Consider the following 14,148-nt stretch of genomic DNA (forward strand, 5'->3'; position numbering starts at 1 on the left):
CTCCAAAGAGCAATCCGCCCCTATTTTACAGCCGGTCAAACGAATGCCTCCACTCGAAACCATCCCGGTCGGCAGCGGCCTGACAGTCCCGCCATTCCTTCTTCCGCACACAGACCAGTTTCTCCACCGTCTCCTGAGGCAGCGCCCGTGACACGAAAGCGCTGGACGCCGCTTTTTCCACCGCTTCCCCCAGATCACCCGGCAACTTTTCACATTGCGCAAGCAGCGCGGCGGGCGCGGCATACAGGTTCAGATTCAACGGTTCAGGCAGCGGCAGGCCTTCCCGCACGCCCTCCAAACCCGCTTCCATCAGCAGCGCGAACGCATGGTACGGGTTACACTGCGGATCGGGCGAACGCAGTTCGAACCGGGCGTATTCCCCGTCCGCCGCCGGGATACGGATGAGTTGGGAGCGGTTCTCCCGCGACCAGCTCACATAGGCGGGCGCCTCAAAGGCGCCGAGCCGGCGGTAGGAGTTGGCCGTCGGATTGAGAAACAGGGTGATCTCCGGAATGCGGCGCATCACGCCCGCAATAAAGCTATGTGCGACCGGGCTGTGGAAATTCCCCCGGTTGGTGAACAGGTTGATCCCATCTTTAAAAAGCGACAGGTTGATGTGCATGCCGCTTCCGCTCTTGTCCGGGAACGGCTTGGGCATGAACGACGCGAACAGCCCGTCGCGCGCGGCGATGGTGCGCACCACCGATTTGAAGGTGATGAAATTGTCCGCGCAGGAGAGCGCGTCCGAATAGCGGAAATCGATCTCATTCTGGCCCGGTCCCTGCTCATGGTGGGAACTTTCCGGATAGATCCCCATCTCCTCCAGCGTCAGGCAGATTTCCCGCCGGACATTCTCCCCGCGGTCAAGCGGCGCAATATCGAGATAGCCGCCCTGATCGTGCGGGATGTTGGTGGGTTCGCCGTGTTCATCCATCTGGAACAGATAGAATTCACATTCCGCGCCGACACGCACCTCATATCCGGCCGCGGCGGCTTTTGCCACCGCGTTTTTGAGGATACTCCGGCCATCCCCTGCGAACGGACGGCCGTCCGGATGCCGGATGTCACAGTAAAACCGCACAACCCGCCCCTGCGCGGGCCGCCATGGCAGCACTGCCAATGTGCCCGGATCCGGGAAGAGGAGCAGATCGCTTTCCTCCACGTTCATGAACCCTTCGACTGCCGAAGCGTCGAAACCGATTCCCTGCTGGAATGCGCGCTCCAATTCGTTCGCCATGATCGAAATATTTTTAAGCGTGCCAAAGATATCGCAGAAGGCCAGACGCACAAACTTTACATCATTTTCTTCAACAAACCGCAGCACTTCGTTCATTGTATAATCCATAACCAAACCCCTTCCAAACCATACGCCGCTTTCTTTCTGTAATCGGTTTCCTGCAATTTTATTGTACCACGTTTAATTATAGGTATAAAGCTGTTTATATGGATTCTTGCTGTCCGGGGTCAGGACATAAAACCGGCTGTCCAAAATCTCCGCGCGGTCCTCACCAAATTTTTTGCAGAATTCGGTGACGTATGGTTCAATTTCCGCAAGATCCTGGGCGGCCGCTTCCCGCACAAGAATCCGATCAGGCAGGCTGGCCGGCGGGGCGGCGCACCGCAGAAAGATCTTTCCGCCGTGCATCCCGGTGCCGCAGAAATAACCGGTAATCGGCGTATCCGCGCTTCTCCCAAGCCCCAGCACAACAATCAGTCCGCCTGCTTGATATTCCCCCAAAAAGCTTCCCGCTACCCCGCCGATCACCATGACCGGCAGCTTTTCCCGATAGGCCTTCATATGGATGCCCGCCCGGTAACCAACATTGCCATGGATATAGATTCTGCCGCCGCGCATTCCATAACCGCTACCGTCGCCGCAAGAACCATGGATGACGATCTCGCCGCCGTTCATTGTGTCGCCGGCCGCGTCCTGTGCGTTTCCAGCGGTCGTGATCGATCCGCCGCTGAGATACGCACCCAGGGCATTGCCCGGCACGCCGGTGATGTATATTTCCCGATCTGCAAGCCCGCTTGCAATATACCGCTGCCCGATACAGTTTTCAAGCCGGATCTGCCGGTCGGCGCTTGCTCGGATTTTTTCGTTCAGCTCCTGAAAGTTCATATTTCCAACCGTGATTTTCATCAATCCAGTCCCCCCAGTTTGCGCAGGCGGTCCATTTTCGAAAAGGCCATCAGCTGCGGTTTTTCCTTAATCAGCTCAAAATCGATCGAGTTGAGCGGCGTGCGGTCGCGGATAAGCGCGGTGTAGATACCCGCGCGCTCCACCGCGCCGATCAGGATATAGCCGACCAGCTTTCCGTCCCGGATGACCAGCCGTTTGTAACTTCCGTCCTGCTCGAAAACACAGCTTTCGCCTTCGCAACTGCCCGCCGTGATGATATGCAGGCCGAAGAAGTCAATCGCGTTCATCGGCATGGCGCGGTCGAATATCCTGTCGCCGCCCGCCATATTGAGTCCCGCGCATTCGCCCTGCATGTAGGCATTTGGCCAAAGCGCCAGCACCCGGTCTGTGCCGGTGGTGATGTCGTGGCTTTCGGCGCAGTCGCCTGCCGCGTAGACGTCCGGCAGAGTGGTGCAGCAGCGGGTGTCGGTGACGACACCGCGGTTCACCGCGCCGCCCGCTGCGCGCACCAAATCAGTGTTCGGGTGCACGCCCACCGCGAATACGAGAATGTCGAACGGGATCACCTCCCCGCTTTTTAAAAGCGCGGTGCCCCCGGTGAGCGAGGCGATGCTGTCCGAAAGACGAAAATCCACATTCTGTGCCTCGATGTGGCGGCGCATGATCTCGGAGCCGCGTTCGTCGAGGATCGACGGCAGTACCCGGTCGGCCAGGTCAACCACTGTGACTGAAGCAGCCTTGTCCGCAATACCCTCGGCACACTTGAGGCCTATGAGCCCTGCGCCCAGAATCAGCACCCGCGCCTCGGGGAACAGCGCCTGCTGTAAGGCGCGCGCGTCGTCAAGCGACAGGAAGGTAAATTTCCGTTTCACCTTTGCCGCGCCCTGCACCGGCGGCACAAACGGCTGCGAACCAGCGGCAACAAGGAGCTTATCATAAAGAAGTTTCCCACCGCTTTTGAGCGCCACCTCCTTTTTATCCGGGTCGATGGCGCAGGCGGACTCGCCAAGAAGGGCATGCACGCCGTTTTTTATATAGAAGTCGTCCGGGCGGTATTTCATCCGCTCCCCGTCGGTTTCCCCTCGCAGCAGGTAGGAGATGAGCGGCCGGGAATAGACGTGGTGCGGCTCCTTCGCGACCACTGTGATCAGGCCGTCCTGGTCTCGGGTACGGATCGCTTCGACCGCGCCGACGGCCGCCGCCGAATTTCCGATGATGACATATTTCATCCACGCGTGCCCCTCTCTTCATACACAATCGCCTTGTTTGGGCATCCCTTGACGCAGGCAGGCTCTCCCGCATTGTTTTTGGTGCAGAGCTCGCATTTCTGGATCGCGCGGTGGTCGCTTGACGGCATAATGGCGCCATACGGGCAGGACATGATGCAGGTGTAACAGCCCACGCATTTTTCCTGCCCGATGGTGATGACTCCGCCCTCAATGGTGAGCGCGCCGGTGATACAGCCCTTGACGCAGAGCGGTTCGTCGCAGTGGCGGCAGGAAACCGCGAAGCTGATGTTCCCACGCTGTTCGATCTGGATGCGCGGGTTGATCGTGATATCCTTGAGCGCCTTCACCATATCGTCCTGCCCGGAGTTGGCGAACGCGCAGTAGTATTCGCACAGATGGCACCCGAGGCACCACTTTTCGTTGACATAGATCCGTTTCATAACCCAGCTCCTATCCCCTCGGTTTTCTCAATCCATTTTCTTTCTTTTTTCTCCCGCAAAAAAGAAAGAACCAAAGAAAAAATGTGTTTAAAGTGGGGCCTGCGGGCCCAAGAAGGCTTCCGCGCGCCACGTCGTGCAACCGGGGCTCCGTTCCGGAGCCCCGCAGCCTTTGAGAAGGCTTTCGAAACTTTCATAGACGCGCTTATTCGCCGGCATGTCTGATGCCGAGGATGTCAAGCTCCTTCTGGGTGAGTCCAATGCCGCGCAGCATCAGCCGGTTGCCCCGCAGCGCCTCAATCGAATTGATGCCCATTCCGCCCATCATCTCCTTGACCTCATGATCCCAGGCGGTGACAAGATTGACCAAGCGCTTATAGCCGATGTCCGGGTTCAGACGTTTGACCAGCTCCGGACGCTGGGTTGCGATGCCCCAGTTGCAGCGGCCCGCCTGGCAGCTGCGGCAGAGGTGGCACCCGAGCGCGAGCAGTGCCGAGGTCGCGATGTAGACCGCGTCCGCACCGAGCGCGACCGCTTTGACGATATCGGCGGAGGAGCGGATCGAACCGCCCACCACCACCGAGACGTTTCCGCGGATGCCCTCCTCGCGCAGACGGGAGTCGACCGCCGCGAGCGCGAGCTCGATCGGGATGCCAACATTGTCTCGGATGCGGGTCGGGGCCGCGCCGGTGCCCCCGCGAAAACCATCGATCGCGATGATGTCCGCGCCCGAACGCGCCACGCCGCTCGCAATGGCCGCGACGTTATGCACCGCCGCGATCTTGACGATGACCGGCTTTTGGTAGGCGGTAGCTTCCTTTAAGGAATAGACCAGCTGGCGCAGATCCTCGATCGAATAGATGTCGTGGTGCGGCGCGGGTGAAATCGCATCGGAACCTTCGGGGATCATCCGGGTAGAGGAGATGTCACCCACGATCTTTTCGCCCGGCAGGTGCCCGCCGATGCCCGGCTTCGCGCCCTGTCCCATCTTGATCTCGATGGCAGCGCCCGCCTCAAGGTAGTCACGGTGTACGCCAAACCGTCCGGACGCCACCTGCACGACAGTGTGTGGGCCGTACTGGTAGAAATTCTCATGCAGGCCGCCTTCGCCGGTATTATAGTAGGTGCCAAGTTCACAGGCCGCGCGCGCGAGACTCTCATGCGCGTTATAGGAAATCGAACCGTAGCTCATGGCCGAAAACATGACCGGAACCGACAATTCGAGCTGTGGAGTGAGGTTGTTTACGATCCGCCCACTCTCATCCCGTTCGATACGGTCCGGCTTCTTGCCCAGAAAGGTCTTGGTTTCCATCGGCTCACGCAGGGGATCAATCGACGGATTCGTCACCTGGGAAGCGTTGATGAGTATCTTGTCCCAATAGACCGGGAACGGCTCGGGGTTTCCCATCGAAGAGAGCAGCACACCGCCGGTGCCCGCCTGCCGGTAAATTGCCGAAATGGCCGCGCCGGTCCAGTTGGCGTTCTGTTTGAAGGTGTGATCGCTCTTCACAATCTTGATCGCGTGGGTTGGACAGAGCGAAACGCAGCGGTGGCAGTTGACGCATTTCGCGTCGTCGCTGATCATACGGCCCAGCTCGGTGTCATAGCGCGTCACTTCGTTCGCGCATTGGCGTTCGCAGACGCGGCAGGTGATACACTTGTCGTGATTGCGCACGAGTTCATATTCGGGATAGAGAAAATTCACAGGCATTACCGCGCGCCTCCTTCGTTAAGCCGTACAATGACCGGTTCGCCGCCGCGCGGCGACCAGATTTTATCAAGCTCCGGCTCCAGTGCGCGGATAGCGCATTCCTCGCTCGCAACATAGACCGTCTGTCCCTTTTCGCCAATGACCATCGAACGCAGCTTGAGGCGGTCGTTTAATGCCATCATGCCGCCGTCGAAGCCGAGCAGGATGGAAAACGGGCCAGTGATGAGAAGACTTGAAAAGGCGTTCCGCAGGTAGGTGTATTTCTCCCGCTTTTCAGGCGGGTAGCCCGCGATGGTCGACCAAAAGGGCGCGGCGATGACGCTGGCCATTTCTTCCAGTGTCAGTCCCTGCTTACGCACGAGATAGTCGATGATATAGGTGATGACCTCGGTGTCGGTGAGCAGGGTGCATTTGTAACCAAACATTTCGATAAAGCGGCGGTTCGCGTCGTAGGAGCTTATCTCGCCGTTATGCACGATCGAATAGGAAAGCATGGCGAACGGGTGCGCCCCGCCCCACCAGCCGGGTGTGTTGGTCGGATAACGTCCGTGGGCGGTCCAGCAGTAGCCCGCGTATTCGTCAAGCCGGTAGTATTCGCCCACGTCCTCCGGGAAACCAACTGCCTTAAACACGCCCATATTCTTGCCGGAGGAAAAGATATACGCGCCCGCGATCCGGGTGTTCACGCGGATGACGCAGCGGCTGACGTATTCCGCCTCGTCAAGCTGGCTGTCCGCCAGGCGGTTGTGTTGCGGCAGGACAAAATACCGCCAGATGAGCGGCTCGTTCACAATCCTGCGGGATTTGCGCACTGGGATTTTCGAAAGGTTCACCACGTCGAAATGCGCTTCCAGATATTTTTCACAGGCCGCCTTTGCATCAGCGTCGTCATAAAAGACATGGAACGCGTACGCGTCCTTATATTCGGGATAGATGCCATAGCCCGCGAAACCGCCGCCCAAGCCGTTCGAACGGTCGTGCATGGTGGCGATTGAGCGGATGATCGCGTCTCCCGAAACGCGTTTGCCGTCCTTTTGGAAGATGCCGCTGATGGCACAGCCGGAAGGGATTCGGATTTCCCCTTCGCGCTGCCGCGGATTCAGATCCTCCTGCAACATAGTAAAGTCCCTCCATCATTTCAGATAAACAGCTTAACGCAAAAGACGTTCAGAAAACGGCGGCCGCGCGGGCGGCGCCATTTTCTGAACGTCTTTGTCCAATGTGGCAATGATACCTTATAAGTGGACACACTGTCAAGAATTTTGAATCAAAAAATGCAGCTTTCCCCGAAATGTTGTATAAAACAAACATTTCCAGCCTTTATAGAACGAATTTCGCAGGACACATTCACAAATCTTGCAAAATATACTTGACATCTGTTTTTTACACGTCTATACTGTGAGCATGCAAAGCAACGGCGCTTGTGGACCTTGGTCCGCAGGCGCCGTTGCTATTTGAAAAAGGAGTTGTGTTTATATGAGCACCGTACCGGACATCTTTGGCAGCATGGTTTTTAACGATGCGACCATGAAGGAACGCCTTCCCAAGGAGACCTACAGGGCGCTGAAAAAAACCGTCCGCGAAGGCAAGATCCTGGACATCACCGTTGCAAATGTGGTCGCAAACGCAATGAAGGATTGGGCCGTCGAAAAGGGCGTCACCCATTTCACCCACTGGTTCCAGCCGATGACCGGTATCACGGCGGAAAAACACGACAGCTTCATCTCCCCGCTCGATGACGGCAATGTCATCATGGAGTTCTCCGGCAAGGAGCTCATCAAGGGCGAACCGGACGCATCCTCCTTTCCGTCCGGAGGGCTTCGCGCCACCTTCGAAGCCCGCGGCTACACCGCCTGGGACCCCACCTCCTACGCCTTTATCAAGGAAAACGTTCTTTGCATTCCGACCGCCTTCTGTTCTTACAGCGGCGAGGCGCTCGACAAAAAGACCCCGCTCCTGCGTTCGATGGAAGCGATCAATACCCAGGCGCTGCGCATCCTGAGGCTCTTCGGCAACACCACCGCCACCCGGGTTCTCACCACCGTCGGCCCGGAGCAGGAATACTTCCTCATCGACAAGGAGCTTTATCTGAAGCGCAAGGATCTGCGCTTCACTGGACGCACCCTGTTCGGTGCGAAACCGCCCAAGGGCCAGGAGCTGGAGGACCATTATTTCGGATCGATCAAGCCGCGCGTCGCGCAGTTCATGGCTGATCTTGACCAGGAACTCTGGAAGCTCGGCATCCTTGCAAAGACCGAGCACAACGAGGTCGCGCCCGCCCAGCACGAGCTGGCTCCCATCTTCACAAACACCAACATTGCCACCGACCACAACCAGCTCACAATGGAGCTGATGAAAAAGGTTGCCGACCGCCACGGGCTGGCCTGTCTGCTTCATGAAAAGCCATTCGCCGGCGTAAACGGCTCGGGTAAGCACAACAACTGGTCGATCAGCACCAACACCAGCGTCAACCTGCTCGACCCCGGCAAAACCCCGTATGAGAACGCGCAGTTCCTGCTTTTCCTCACAGCGGTCATCAAGGCGGTTGACGAATATCAGGATCTGCTGCGCCTGTCGGTCGCAACCGCGGGAAACGACCACCGTCTCGGAGCAAACGAAGCTCCTCCGGCCATTGTTTCGATGTTCCTGGGCGACGAACTGACTGAAATCCTCAAAGCGATCGAAAGCGGCAGCGCCTATAACGGGACGGTCAAGGAGGAGATGGAAATCGGCGTGGATGTCCTGCCGCACTTCCCCAAGGACACCACCGACCGCAACCGAACCTCCCCGTTCGCCTTTACCGGGAACAAATTTGAATTCCGGATGCTCGGCTCGACCCTTTCGATCTCCGGCCCGAACATTGTGCTCAACACGATCGTCGCGGAGGAACTCGGGCAGTTCGCAGACGAGCTTGAGAATGCCTCCGACTTCAAGGCGGCCCTGGGCGGTCTGATCAAACGCACCATCAAGGAGCATAAGCGGATCATCTTCAATGGCAACGGATATGACGACGCCTGGATCACAGAAGCGGAAAGCCGCGGCCTTCTGAACCTGCATTCCACCGCCGACGCGCTGCCTTACTTCTGTGCCGACAAGAATCTGACGCTTTTCGAAAAGCACCATATTTTCACCAGGCAGGAAGTGCGCTCCCGGTGTGAAATCATGCTGGAAAACTACTGTAAGGTGCTTTCCATCGAAGCGCTCACCATGCTGGAAATGGTCAAGAAGGACATTCTCCCCGCGACCTATTCCTATATCAAGCGGCTCAGCGACACCGCGGCTTCGGCGCGCAGCCTCTGTCCGGACCTCACCTGCGAAAGCGAGATTAAAATGGTTTCAAAACTCTCCTCGCTCTGCAACTGCCTGTATGTCAAAGCCGACAACCTCGATAAAGCGGTGATTGGCGCCAAAACCTATGCTGATCCAGCGGAGGCCGCCAGCTATTACCGGCAGTATGTGTTCGCGGCCATGCAGGAACTGCGCGCGGTCGCGGATGAGATCGAAGGCATGGTCGGAGAAAAATACTGGCCGTATCCAACCTACGGCGCGCTGCTCTTCAGCGTCTGATCCCTTTGTCCCCTTACTGTTTTTTATAGATCACAAGCACAGATCCCGAAAAATGCACAAGGGCGTGTATCCCCGGTTCGTCCCCGGGGATGCGCGCCCGATCTGTTTTGAGGAGGAAGTTCTATGTTTTCATCTGTTGACACCATTTGGGTGCTGCTCGGCGCGGCACTCGTATTCTTCATGCAGGCGGGCTTCGCCATGGTCGAAACCGGGTTCACCCGCGCGAAGAACGCAGGCAATATCATCATGAAAAACCTGATGGATTTTTCGATCGGCACCCCGATTTTCTGGATCGTCGGATTTGGCCTGATGTTTGCGGGTTCCGGCCCTCTCATCGGAGGATTCGACCCTTTCATCCTGAACTACGACCTTGGCGGAAGCTTCCCAACCGCCGCGTTCATTATCTTCCAGACGGTCTTCTGCGCCACCGCCGCAACCATCGTTTCCGGCGCGATGGCGGAACGCACCAAATTCTCCGCCTACTGCATCTATTCCGCCATTATCAGCGCGGTGATTTATCCCATCTCCGGCCATTGGATCTGGGGCGGTGGCTGGCTTGCGCAGCTTGGGTTCCATGATTTTGCCGGTTCCACGGCGGTACATATGGTCGGCGGCGCCGCGGCGCTCGTGGGAGCCAAGATCCTTGGGCCGCGCCTCGGCAAATATGCGAAGGACGGTACCCCGAAGGCGATTCCCGGGCACAGCCTCACCCTTGGCGCGCTCGGCGTGTTCATCCTGTGGTTCTGCTGGTTCGGCTTCAACGGCTGCTCGACCGTTTCGATGACCGGCGACGACACGCTTATGAGCGCTTCCAACATCTTTGTCACGACTAACCTTGCAGCAGCGGTCGCGACCTGCACCACCATGATCCTCACCTGGCTCCGTTACAAAAAGCCGGACGTCTCGATGACCCTGAATGGTTCGCTCGCGGGCCTGGTGGCGATCACGGCCGGATGTGACGCGGTTTCACCTGCGGGCGCCGCAGTCATCGGTATCTGTGCCGGTATCGCGGTGGTCTTTGGTATCGAATTCATCGACAAGACCTGCAAAATTGACGACCCGGTTGGCGCGATCGGCGTTCATGGCGTCTGCGGCGCGCTCGGCACCATCCTCACCGGCGTTTTCGCGCTGGACGGCGGCCTTGCCTACGGCGGCGGCTTCCACTCTCTGGGCATTCAGGCACTCGGCGTTGTTTCGGTCATCGCCTGGGTCGTGGTCACAATGACCATTGTGTTCCAGATTATTAAACATACGGTCGGCCTGCGGGTCACAAAACACGAAGAGGTCGTCGGCCTCGACATTGAGGAACACGGCCTGGTCAGCAGCTATGCCGACTTCATGCCCACGATCGATTCTCTGCGCGACTTCGATTCCGACGCGCCGGCCGGCGAAATCCCCATCGCGCAGGCGGTGCCGGTCGAGCTGGTTTCCGATTCCTCCGGGAAGCTCGCCTCCGATGTAAAAATGACCAAGATCGCGATCGTGGCGCGGCAGAACCGGTTCGAACCGCTCAAGGCCGCGATGAACGAAATCGGCGTGACCGGCATGACGGTCACCCAGGTCATCGGCTGCGGTATGCAGAAGGGTTCCACCGAATATTACCGCGGCATCCCGATGGAGATGAATCTCCTGCCCAAAATGAAGGTGGAGATCATCGTCTGCAAAGTGCCGGTCCGCACAGTCATCGAAGCCGCCAAAAAAGCGCTCTATACGGGGCACATCGGAGATGGCAAGATCTTTGTTTACGACGTTGAAAATGTAGTCAAGGTCCGCACCGGCGAAGAGGGCTACGACGCCCTGCAGGATGAGGACTGACCGATCAATTCCTATACAGCGCCCCAATCTGCCTCCTATATATTCCATGAAAGCCCCTGGGCGGGTTCTCCCACCCGCGGCTGCCGCGCTATTCCATGCCCGGCAGCCGCTCCCTTTTTCCGATCGACCCCTCATTTTTGATAAACACAACACGGCAGGAGGTCCCACTGGAAGGCGGGGCCTCCTGCCGTTCGGTGCTTGCATCCGGCCGATGGAACGTCTATACTGGGACAAACAGATCAAAAGGGGGCATCGCTTATGGAAATCCAAAAAATCATCGCAAACCGGCGCGCTGCTTTGGCGCTGGCCTGGGAGGTCTTTCTCGAATTTGAGGCGCCGGAGTACCCGCCGGAAGGGGTCGCGTCTTTTCGCGGCTATCTCAACAATCCGCAAGCCATGGCCGCGCTCGATTTTTATGGCGCTTATAAAAACGGGACACTCGCAGGCATGCTGGCGGTAAAAGAGAAAAGCCATATCAGCCTCTTTTTTGTCCGGCGGGAATTTCAACGGCAGGGTATCGGCAGAGCGATTTTCACGGCTTATCTCGCACAGTCTGCCGCGCCGCACATTACGGTCAATTCCTCCCCCTATGCGGTCCCGGTCTATGAACGGCTCGGCTTTTCCGCCACCGCGCCTGAACAGCTCACCGACGGCATCCGCTACACCCCCATGGTCTATCAAAGGGAAAAGGAGGAGCCTTAAGGCTCCTCCTTTTCTTTTTTTGTACATCCTTCCGCATGCGGGCAACCAGCGCATCCGCCGCACTTTCCTTTGTTGCGGATACTGTAGCGCACCGCGAAAAAAAGCGCCGCCGCCAGAAGGCCCAAAATCAGCCAGTCTCCAATACTCAAGAAAAAACACCTCCTCAGTGGATGAACAGTCCTGCAAGCTGATAGAATACAAATGCCGCCAGCCATGCGATGCCGCTCTGGTAAAAGGCCATCAGAATGGCAGAACGGGTGTTGAGCTCCCGCCGCACCGCAGCAATCGCGGCCACGCAGGGGGTGTAAAGCAGGGTGAACACCAGAAACGCCCCGGCCGCGAGCGGCGTGAAGATCCCCTGCAGCGCCACCGGCAGGGAGGCGGGATTGGTTCCGGTGAGCACGGCCAGCGTACTGACCACCGCTTCTTTGGCGGAGAATCCCGTGATGAGCGCGGTTGAGGCGCGCCAGTCGGTGAAGCCGAGCGGCGCGAATACCGGCGCGATGAACCGTCCGATCGAAGCGAGCATGCTCGCTTCGCCGCCCGCGGCCACGACATTGAGCCGCGTGTCAAAGGTCTGCAAGAACCAAATAATAATGGTCGCCACGAAGATCACCGTGAAGGCACGGGTCAAAAAATCCTTTGCCTTGTCCCACAAAAGCAGGCAGACGCTCTTCGCACCCGGCAGCCGGTAGTTTGGCAGCTCCATGACGAACGGCACCGGCTGCCCGTGAAAGACGGTGTTCTTCAGGATGAGCCCGCTTAATATGCCGACCAGCATCCCAAGGATATAGAGCGCAATCATCACCAGCGCGCGATGCTCCGGGAAGAACGCCACCGTAAACATACCATAGATCGGCAGCTTTGCGCTGCAGGACATGAACGGCGTGAGCAGGATGGTCATCCGGCGGTCCCGTTCGGAGGCGAGCGTCCGGGTCGCCATAATGGCAGGCACCGAACAGCCGAATCCGATCAGCATCGGTACAAACGAACGGCCGGAAAGGCCGATTTTACGCAGCAGTTTATCCATTACAAAGGCGACGCGGGCCATATAGCCGCTGTCCTCCAAGATCGACAGGAAGAAAAAAAGCACCACGATGATCGGCAGGAAAGAAAGCACGCTCCCTACTCCCGCGAACACGCCGTCGATCACCAGCGAATGCACCACCGGATTGATGCCGTATGCGGTCAGCCCCGCGGATACAGCCGCTGTGACCGTGTCGATGCCCGCCGCGAGCAGATCGCTCAGAAAACTGCCGATCACCCCAAAGGTCAGCCAGAAGATCAGCATCATGATGCATAAAAAGATCGGCAGCGCAAAATACTTGTGAGTGAGCCACTCGTCCATCTTTAGGCTGCGCAGATGTTCTTTGCTCTCGCCGGATTTCACCACCCAGTCATGGCAGAGCGATTCGATAAAGGTGTAGCGCATATCCGCGAGCGCGGCCTCCCGATCGGTGCCGGTCTCCTGCTCCATCTCGGCCACATTGTGCTCCAGCAGTTCTTTTTCATTCTCAGAAAGCTGCAAAAGCTCCATCATTGGCGTATCGCCCTCGACCAGCTTGGTTGCTGCAAAACGTGACGGCACACCGACCCGCTCGGCATGGTCTTCGACCAGGTGGGCGGTCGCGTGGATCGCACGGTGCACCGCGCCGGAGCAGAAGTCCATCCGTTTCGGCTTCTGCCGGGCGGCCGCGACAGCGATCGCCGTGTCAATGAGTTCCCCGATGCCTTCGTTCTTGACCGCTGAAATCGGCACGACCGGCACGCCAAGATCCTCCGCCAACCCCGCGATTTTGATGGTGCCGCCGTTGGCGCGCACCTCGTCCATCATGTTTAAAGCGATCACCATGGGGATACCCAACTCGATAAGCTGCATGCTCAGATAGAGGTTGCGCTCGATATTGGTCGCGTCGACAATATTGATGATCCCATCCGGATTCCCGTTTAAGAGGAAATCGCGGGTGACAATCTCCTCGTTTGTATACGGAGAAAGCGAATAGATCCCCGGCAGATCGACCACTTCAACAGGCTTGCCGTTATACTTCCACTCGTGACCCTGCCGCATCCGTTCCCGCGCCCGCCGCAAGCCATGGCCCGGGCGCTGCCGGCCGTGTTCCCGGCGCAGGATGGCGCCGACCTTGCGTTCGACCGTTACGCCCGGAAAGTTCCCGACATGCTGGTTACTGCCGGTCAGCTGATTAAATAGGGTCGTTTTGCCGCAATTCTGGTTGCCCGCCAACGCAAAAATCATTGGACAGATTCCTCCTCCACATCGATTTCGCGCGCATCTTCCAGGCGCAGCGTCAATTCATATCCGCGCAGATGCAGTTCAATTGGGTCTCCCATCGGCGCCACCTTGCGCACCATCACCCGGGTTTTGGGCGTGAGCCCCATATCCAGAAGCCGCCTGCGCAAAGCGCCGCTGCCGCCGACGCGGGTGATCACCGCGCTGCCCCCGACCTTCAGCTGGTCCAGTGTCATTTTGGTCCTCTCCTTATGTATGTTAGCATCCACTAACCTACGCTCATTTTATTCGAAAAC

At 58.0% G+C, this 14,148-nt stretch carries 12 protein-coding genes; 3 read left to right on the forward strand and 9 right to left on the reverse strand.

Going from position 1 to position 14,148, the window contains the following annotated elements:
* Window positions 1-25: 25 nt before the first annotated feature.
* The 6 genes from DWV16_RS00845 to DWV16_RS00870 form a co-directional block, all read right to left on the reverse strand.
* Window positions 26-1,345, reverse strand: a complete 1,320-nt coding sequence (locus tag DWV16_RS00845) for a glutamine synthetase family protein (RefSeq protein WP_066457331.1) — start codon at window positions 1,343-1,345, stop codon at window positions 26-28.
* A 72-nt stretch (window positions 1,346-1,417) separates the two neighbouring features.
* Window positions 1,418-2,143 (reverse strand): glutamate synthase, encoded by a 726-nt coding sequence (locus DWV16_RS00850; protein ID WP_066457330.1) that lies wholly within the window; start codon window positions 2,141-2,143, stop codon window positions 1,418-1,420.
* On the reverse strand, window positions 2,143-3,372 hold the full coding sequence (locus tag DWV16_RS00855) for an NAD(P)/FAD-dependent oxidoreductase (RefSeq protein WP_118477563.1): 1,230 nt from the start codon (window positions 3,370-3,372) through the stop codon (window positions 2,143-2,145). The genes DWV16_RS00850 and DWV16_RS00855 overlap by 1 nt, the downstream gene beginning before the upstream one ends.
* Window positions 3,369-3,812, reverse strand: a complete 444-nt coding sequence (locus DWV16_RS00860; RefSeq protein ID WP_118477564.1) for a 4Fe-4S dicluster domain-containing protein — start codon at window positions 3,810-3,812, stop codon at window positions 3,369-3,371. Before DWV16_RS00860 ends, DWV16_RS00855 begins: the two co-directional genes overlap by 4 nt.
* A 202-nt stretch (window positions 3,813-4,014) precedes the next feature.
* On the reverse strand, window positions 4,015-5,520 hold the full coding sequence (locus tag DWV16_RS00865; protein ID WP_118477565.1) for a glutamate synthase-related protein: 1,506 nt from the start codon (window positions 5,518-5,520) through the stop codon (window positions 4,015-4,017).
* Entirely contained in the window at window positions 5,520-6,638 is a 1,119-nt protein-coding gene (locus tag DWV16_RS00870) for a glutamine amidotransferase family protein (RefSeq protein WP_066457318.1), read from the reverse strand. The genes DWV16_RS00865 and DWV16_RS00870 overlap by 1 nt, the downstream gene beginning before the upstream one ends.
* Window positions 6,639-6,996: 358 nt before the next feature.
* On the opposite strand from DWV16_RS00870, the gene DWV16_RS00875 reads away from it, so the two are divergent.
* From DWV16_RS00875 to DWV16_RS00885, 3 genes are all read left to right on the forward strand, one after another.
* The gene (locus DWV16_RS00875) at window positions 6,997-9,087 is read left to right on the forward strand and encodes a glutamine synthetase III (RefSeq protein ID WP_118477567.1); all 2,091 of its coding nucleotides are present in this window, start codon (window positions 6,997-6,999) and stop codon (window positions 9,085-9,087) included.
* A gap of 123 nt (window positions 9,088-9,210) precedes the next feature.
* Window positions 9,211-10,902, forward strand: a complete 1,692-nt coding sequence (locus DWV16_RS00880) for an ammonium transporter (RefSeq protein ID WP_118477568.1) — start codon at window positions 9,211-9,213, stop codon at window positions 10,900-10,902.
* Between the two features lie 258 nt (window positions 10,903-11,160).
* Window positions 11,161-11,604: a GNAT family N-acetyltransferase gene (locus DWV16_RS00885; RefSeq protein WP_118477569.1), complete on the forward strand. Its 444-nt coding sequence runs from the start codon at window positions 11,161-11,163 to the stop codon at window positions 11,602-11,604.
* On the opposite strand, the gene DWV16_RS19815 is transcribed toward DWV16_RS00885, so the two are convergent.
* The 3 genes from DWV16_RS19815 to DWV16_RS00900 are packed head-to-tail and all read right to left on the reverse strand — an operon-like array spanning window position 11,601 to window position 14,088.
* Entirely contained in the window at window positions 11,601-11,819 is a 219-nt protein-coding gene (locus tag DWV16_RS19815) for a FeoB-associated Cys-rich membrane protein (RefSeq protein ID WP_118477570.1), read from the reverse strand. The two genes, DWV16_RS00885 and DWV16_RS19815, sit on opposite strands and share 4 nt — an antisense overlap.
* On the reverse strand, window positions 11,768-13,858 hold the full coding sequence (gene feoB, locus DWV16_RS00895) for a ferrous iron transport protein B (RefSeq protein WP_066457312.1): 2,091 nt from the start codon (window positions 13,856-13,858) through the stop codon (window positions 11,768-11,770). Before feoB ends, DWV16_RS19815 begins: the two co-directional genes overlap by 52 nt.
* On the reverse strand, window positions 13,855-14,088 hold the full coding sequence (locus DWV16_RS00900; protein ID WP_066457310.1) for a FeoA family protein: 234 nt from the start codon (window positions 14,086-14,088) through the stop codon (window positions 13,855-13,857). Before DWV16_RS00900 ends, feoB begins: the two co-directional genes overlap by 4 nt.
* Window positions 14,089-14,148: the final 60 nt, after the last annotated feature.

The organism is Anaerotruncus sp. AF02-27, from assembly GCF_003465835.1.
Classification (GTDB): Bacteria; Bacillota; Clostridia; order Oscillospirales; family Ruminococcaceae; genus Anaerotruncus; species Anaerotruncus rubiinfantis.

Coding starts and splice junctions, on each gene's coding strand:
- DWV16_RS00880 (WP_118477568.1), top strand. CDS start 9,211: ATGTTTTCATCTGTTGACACCATTTGGGTGCTGCTCGGCGCGGCACTC.
- DWV16_RS00865 (WP_118477565.1), bottom strand. CDS start 5,520: ATGCCTGTGAATTTTCTCTATCCCGAATATGAACTCGTGCGCAATCAC.
- DWV16_RS00875 (WP_118477567.1), top strand. CDS start 6,997: ATGAGCACCGTACCGGACATCTTTGGCAGCATGGTTTTTAACGATGCG.
- DWV16_RS00885 (WP_118477569.1), top strand. CDS start 11,161: ATGGAAATCCAAAAAATCATCGCAAACCGGCGCGCTGCTTTGGCGCTG.
- DWV16_RS00860 (WP_118477564.1), bottom strand. CDS start 3,812: ATGAAACGGATCTATGTCAACGAAAAGTGGTGCCTCGGGTGCCATCTG.
- DWV16_RS00870 (WP_066457318.1), bottom strand. CDS start 6,638: ATGTTGCAGGAGGATCTGAATCCGCGGCAGCGCGAAGGGGAAATCCGA.
- DWV16_RS00850 (WP_066457330.1), bottom strand. CDS start 2,143: ATGAAAATCACGGTTGGAAATATGAACTTTCAGGAGCTGAACGAAAAA.
- DWV16_RS00855 (WP_118477563.1), bottom strand. CDS start 3,372: ATGAAATATGTCATCATCGGAAATTCGGCGGCGGCCGTCGGCGCGGTC.
- DWV16_RS00845 (WP_066457331.1), bottom strand. CDS start 1,345: ATGGATTATACAATGAACGAAGTGCTGCGGTTTGTTGAAGAAAATGAT.
- DWV16_RS00900 (WP_066457310.1), bottom strand. CDS start 14,088: ATGACACTGGACCAGCTGAAGGTCGGGGGCAGCGCGGTGATCACCCGC.
- DWV16_RS19815 (WP_118477570.1), bottom strand. CDS start 11,819: ATGGCTGGCGGCATTTGTATTCTATCAGCTTGCAGGACTGTTCATCCA.
- feoB (WP_066457312.1), bottom strand. CDS start 13,858: ATGATTTTTGCGTTGGCGGGCAACCAGAATTGCGGCAAAACGACCCTA.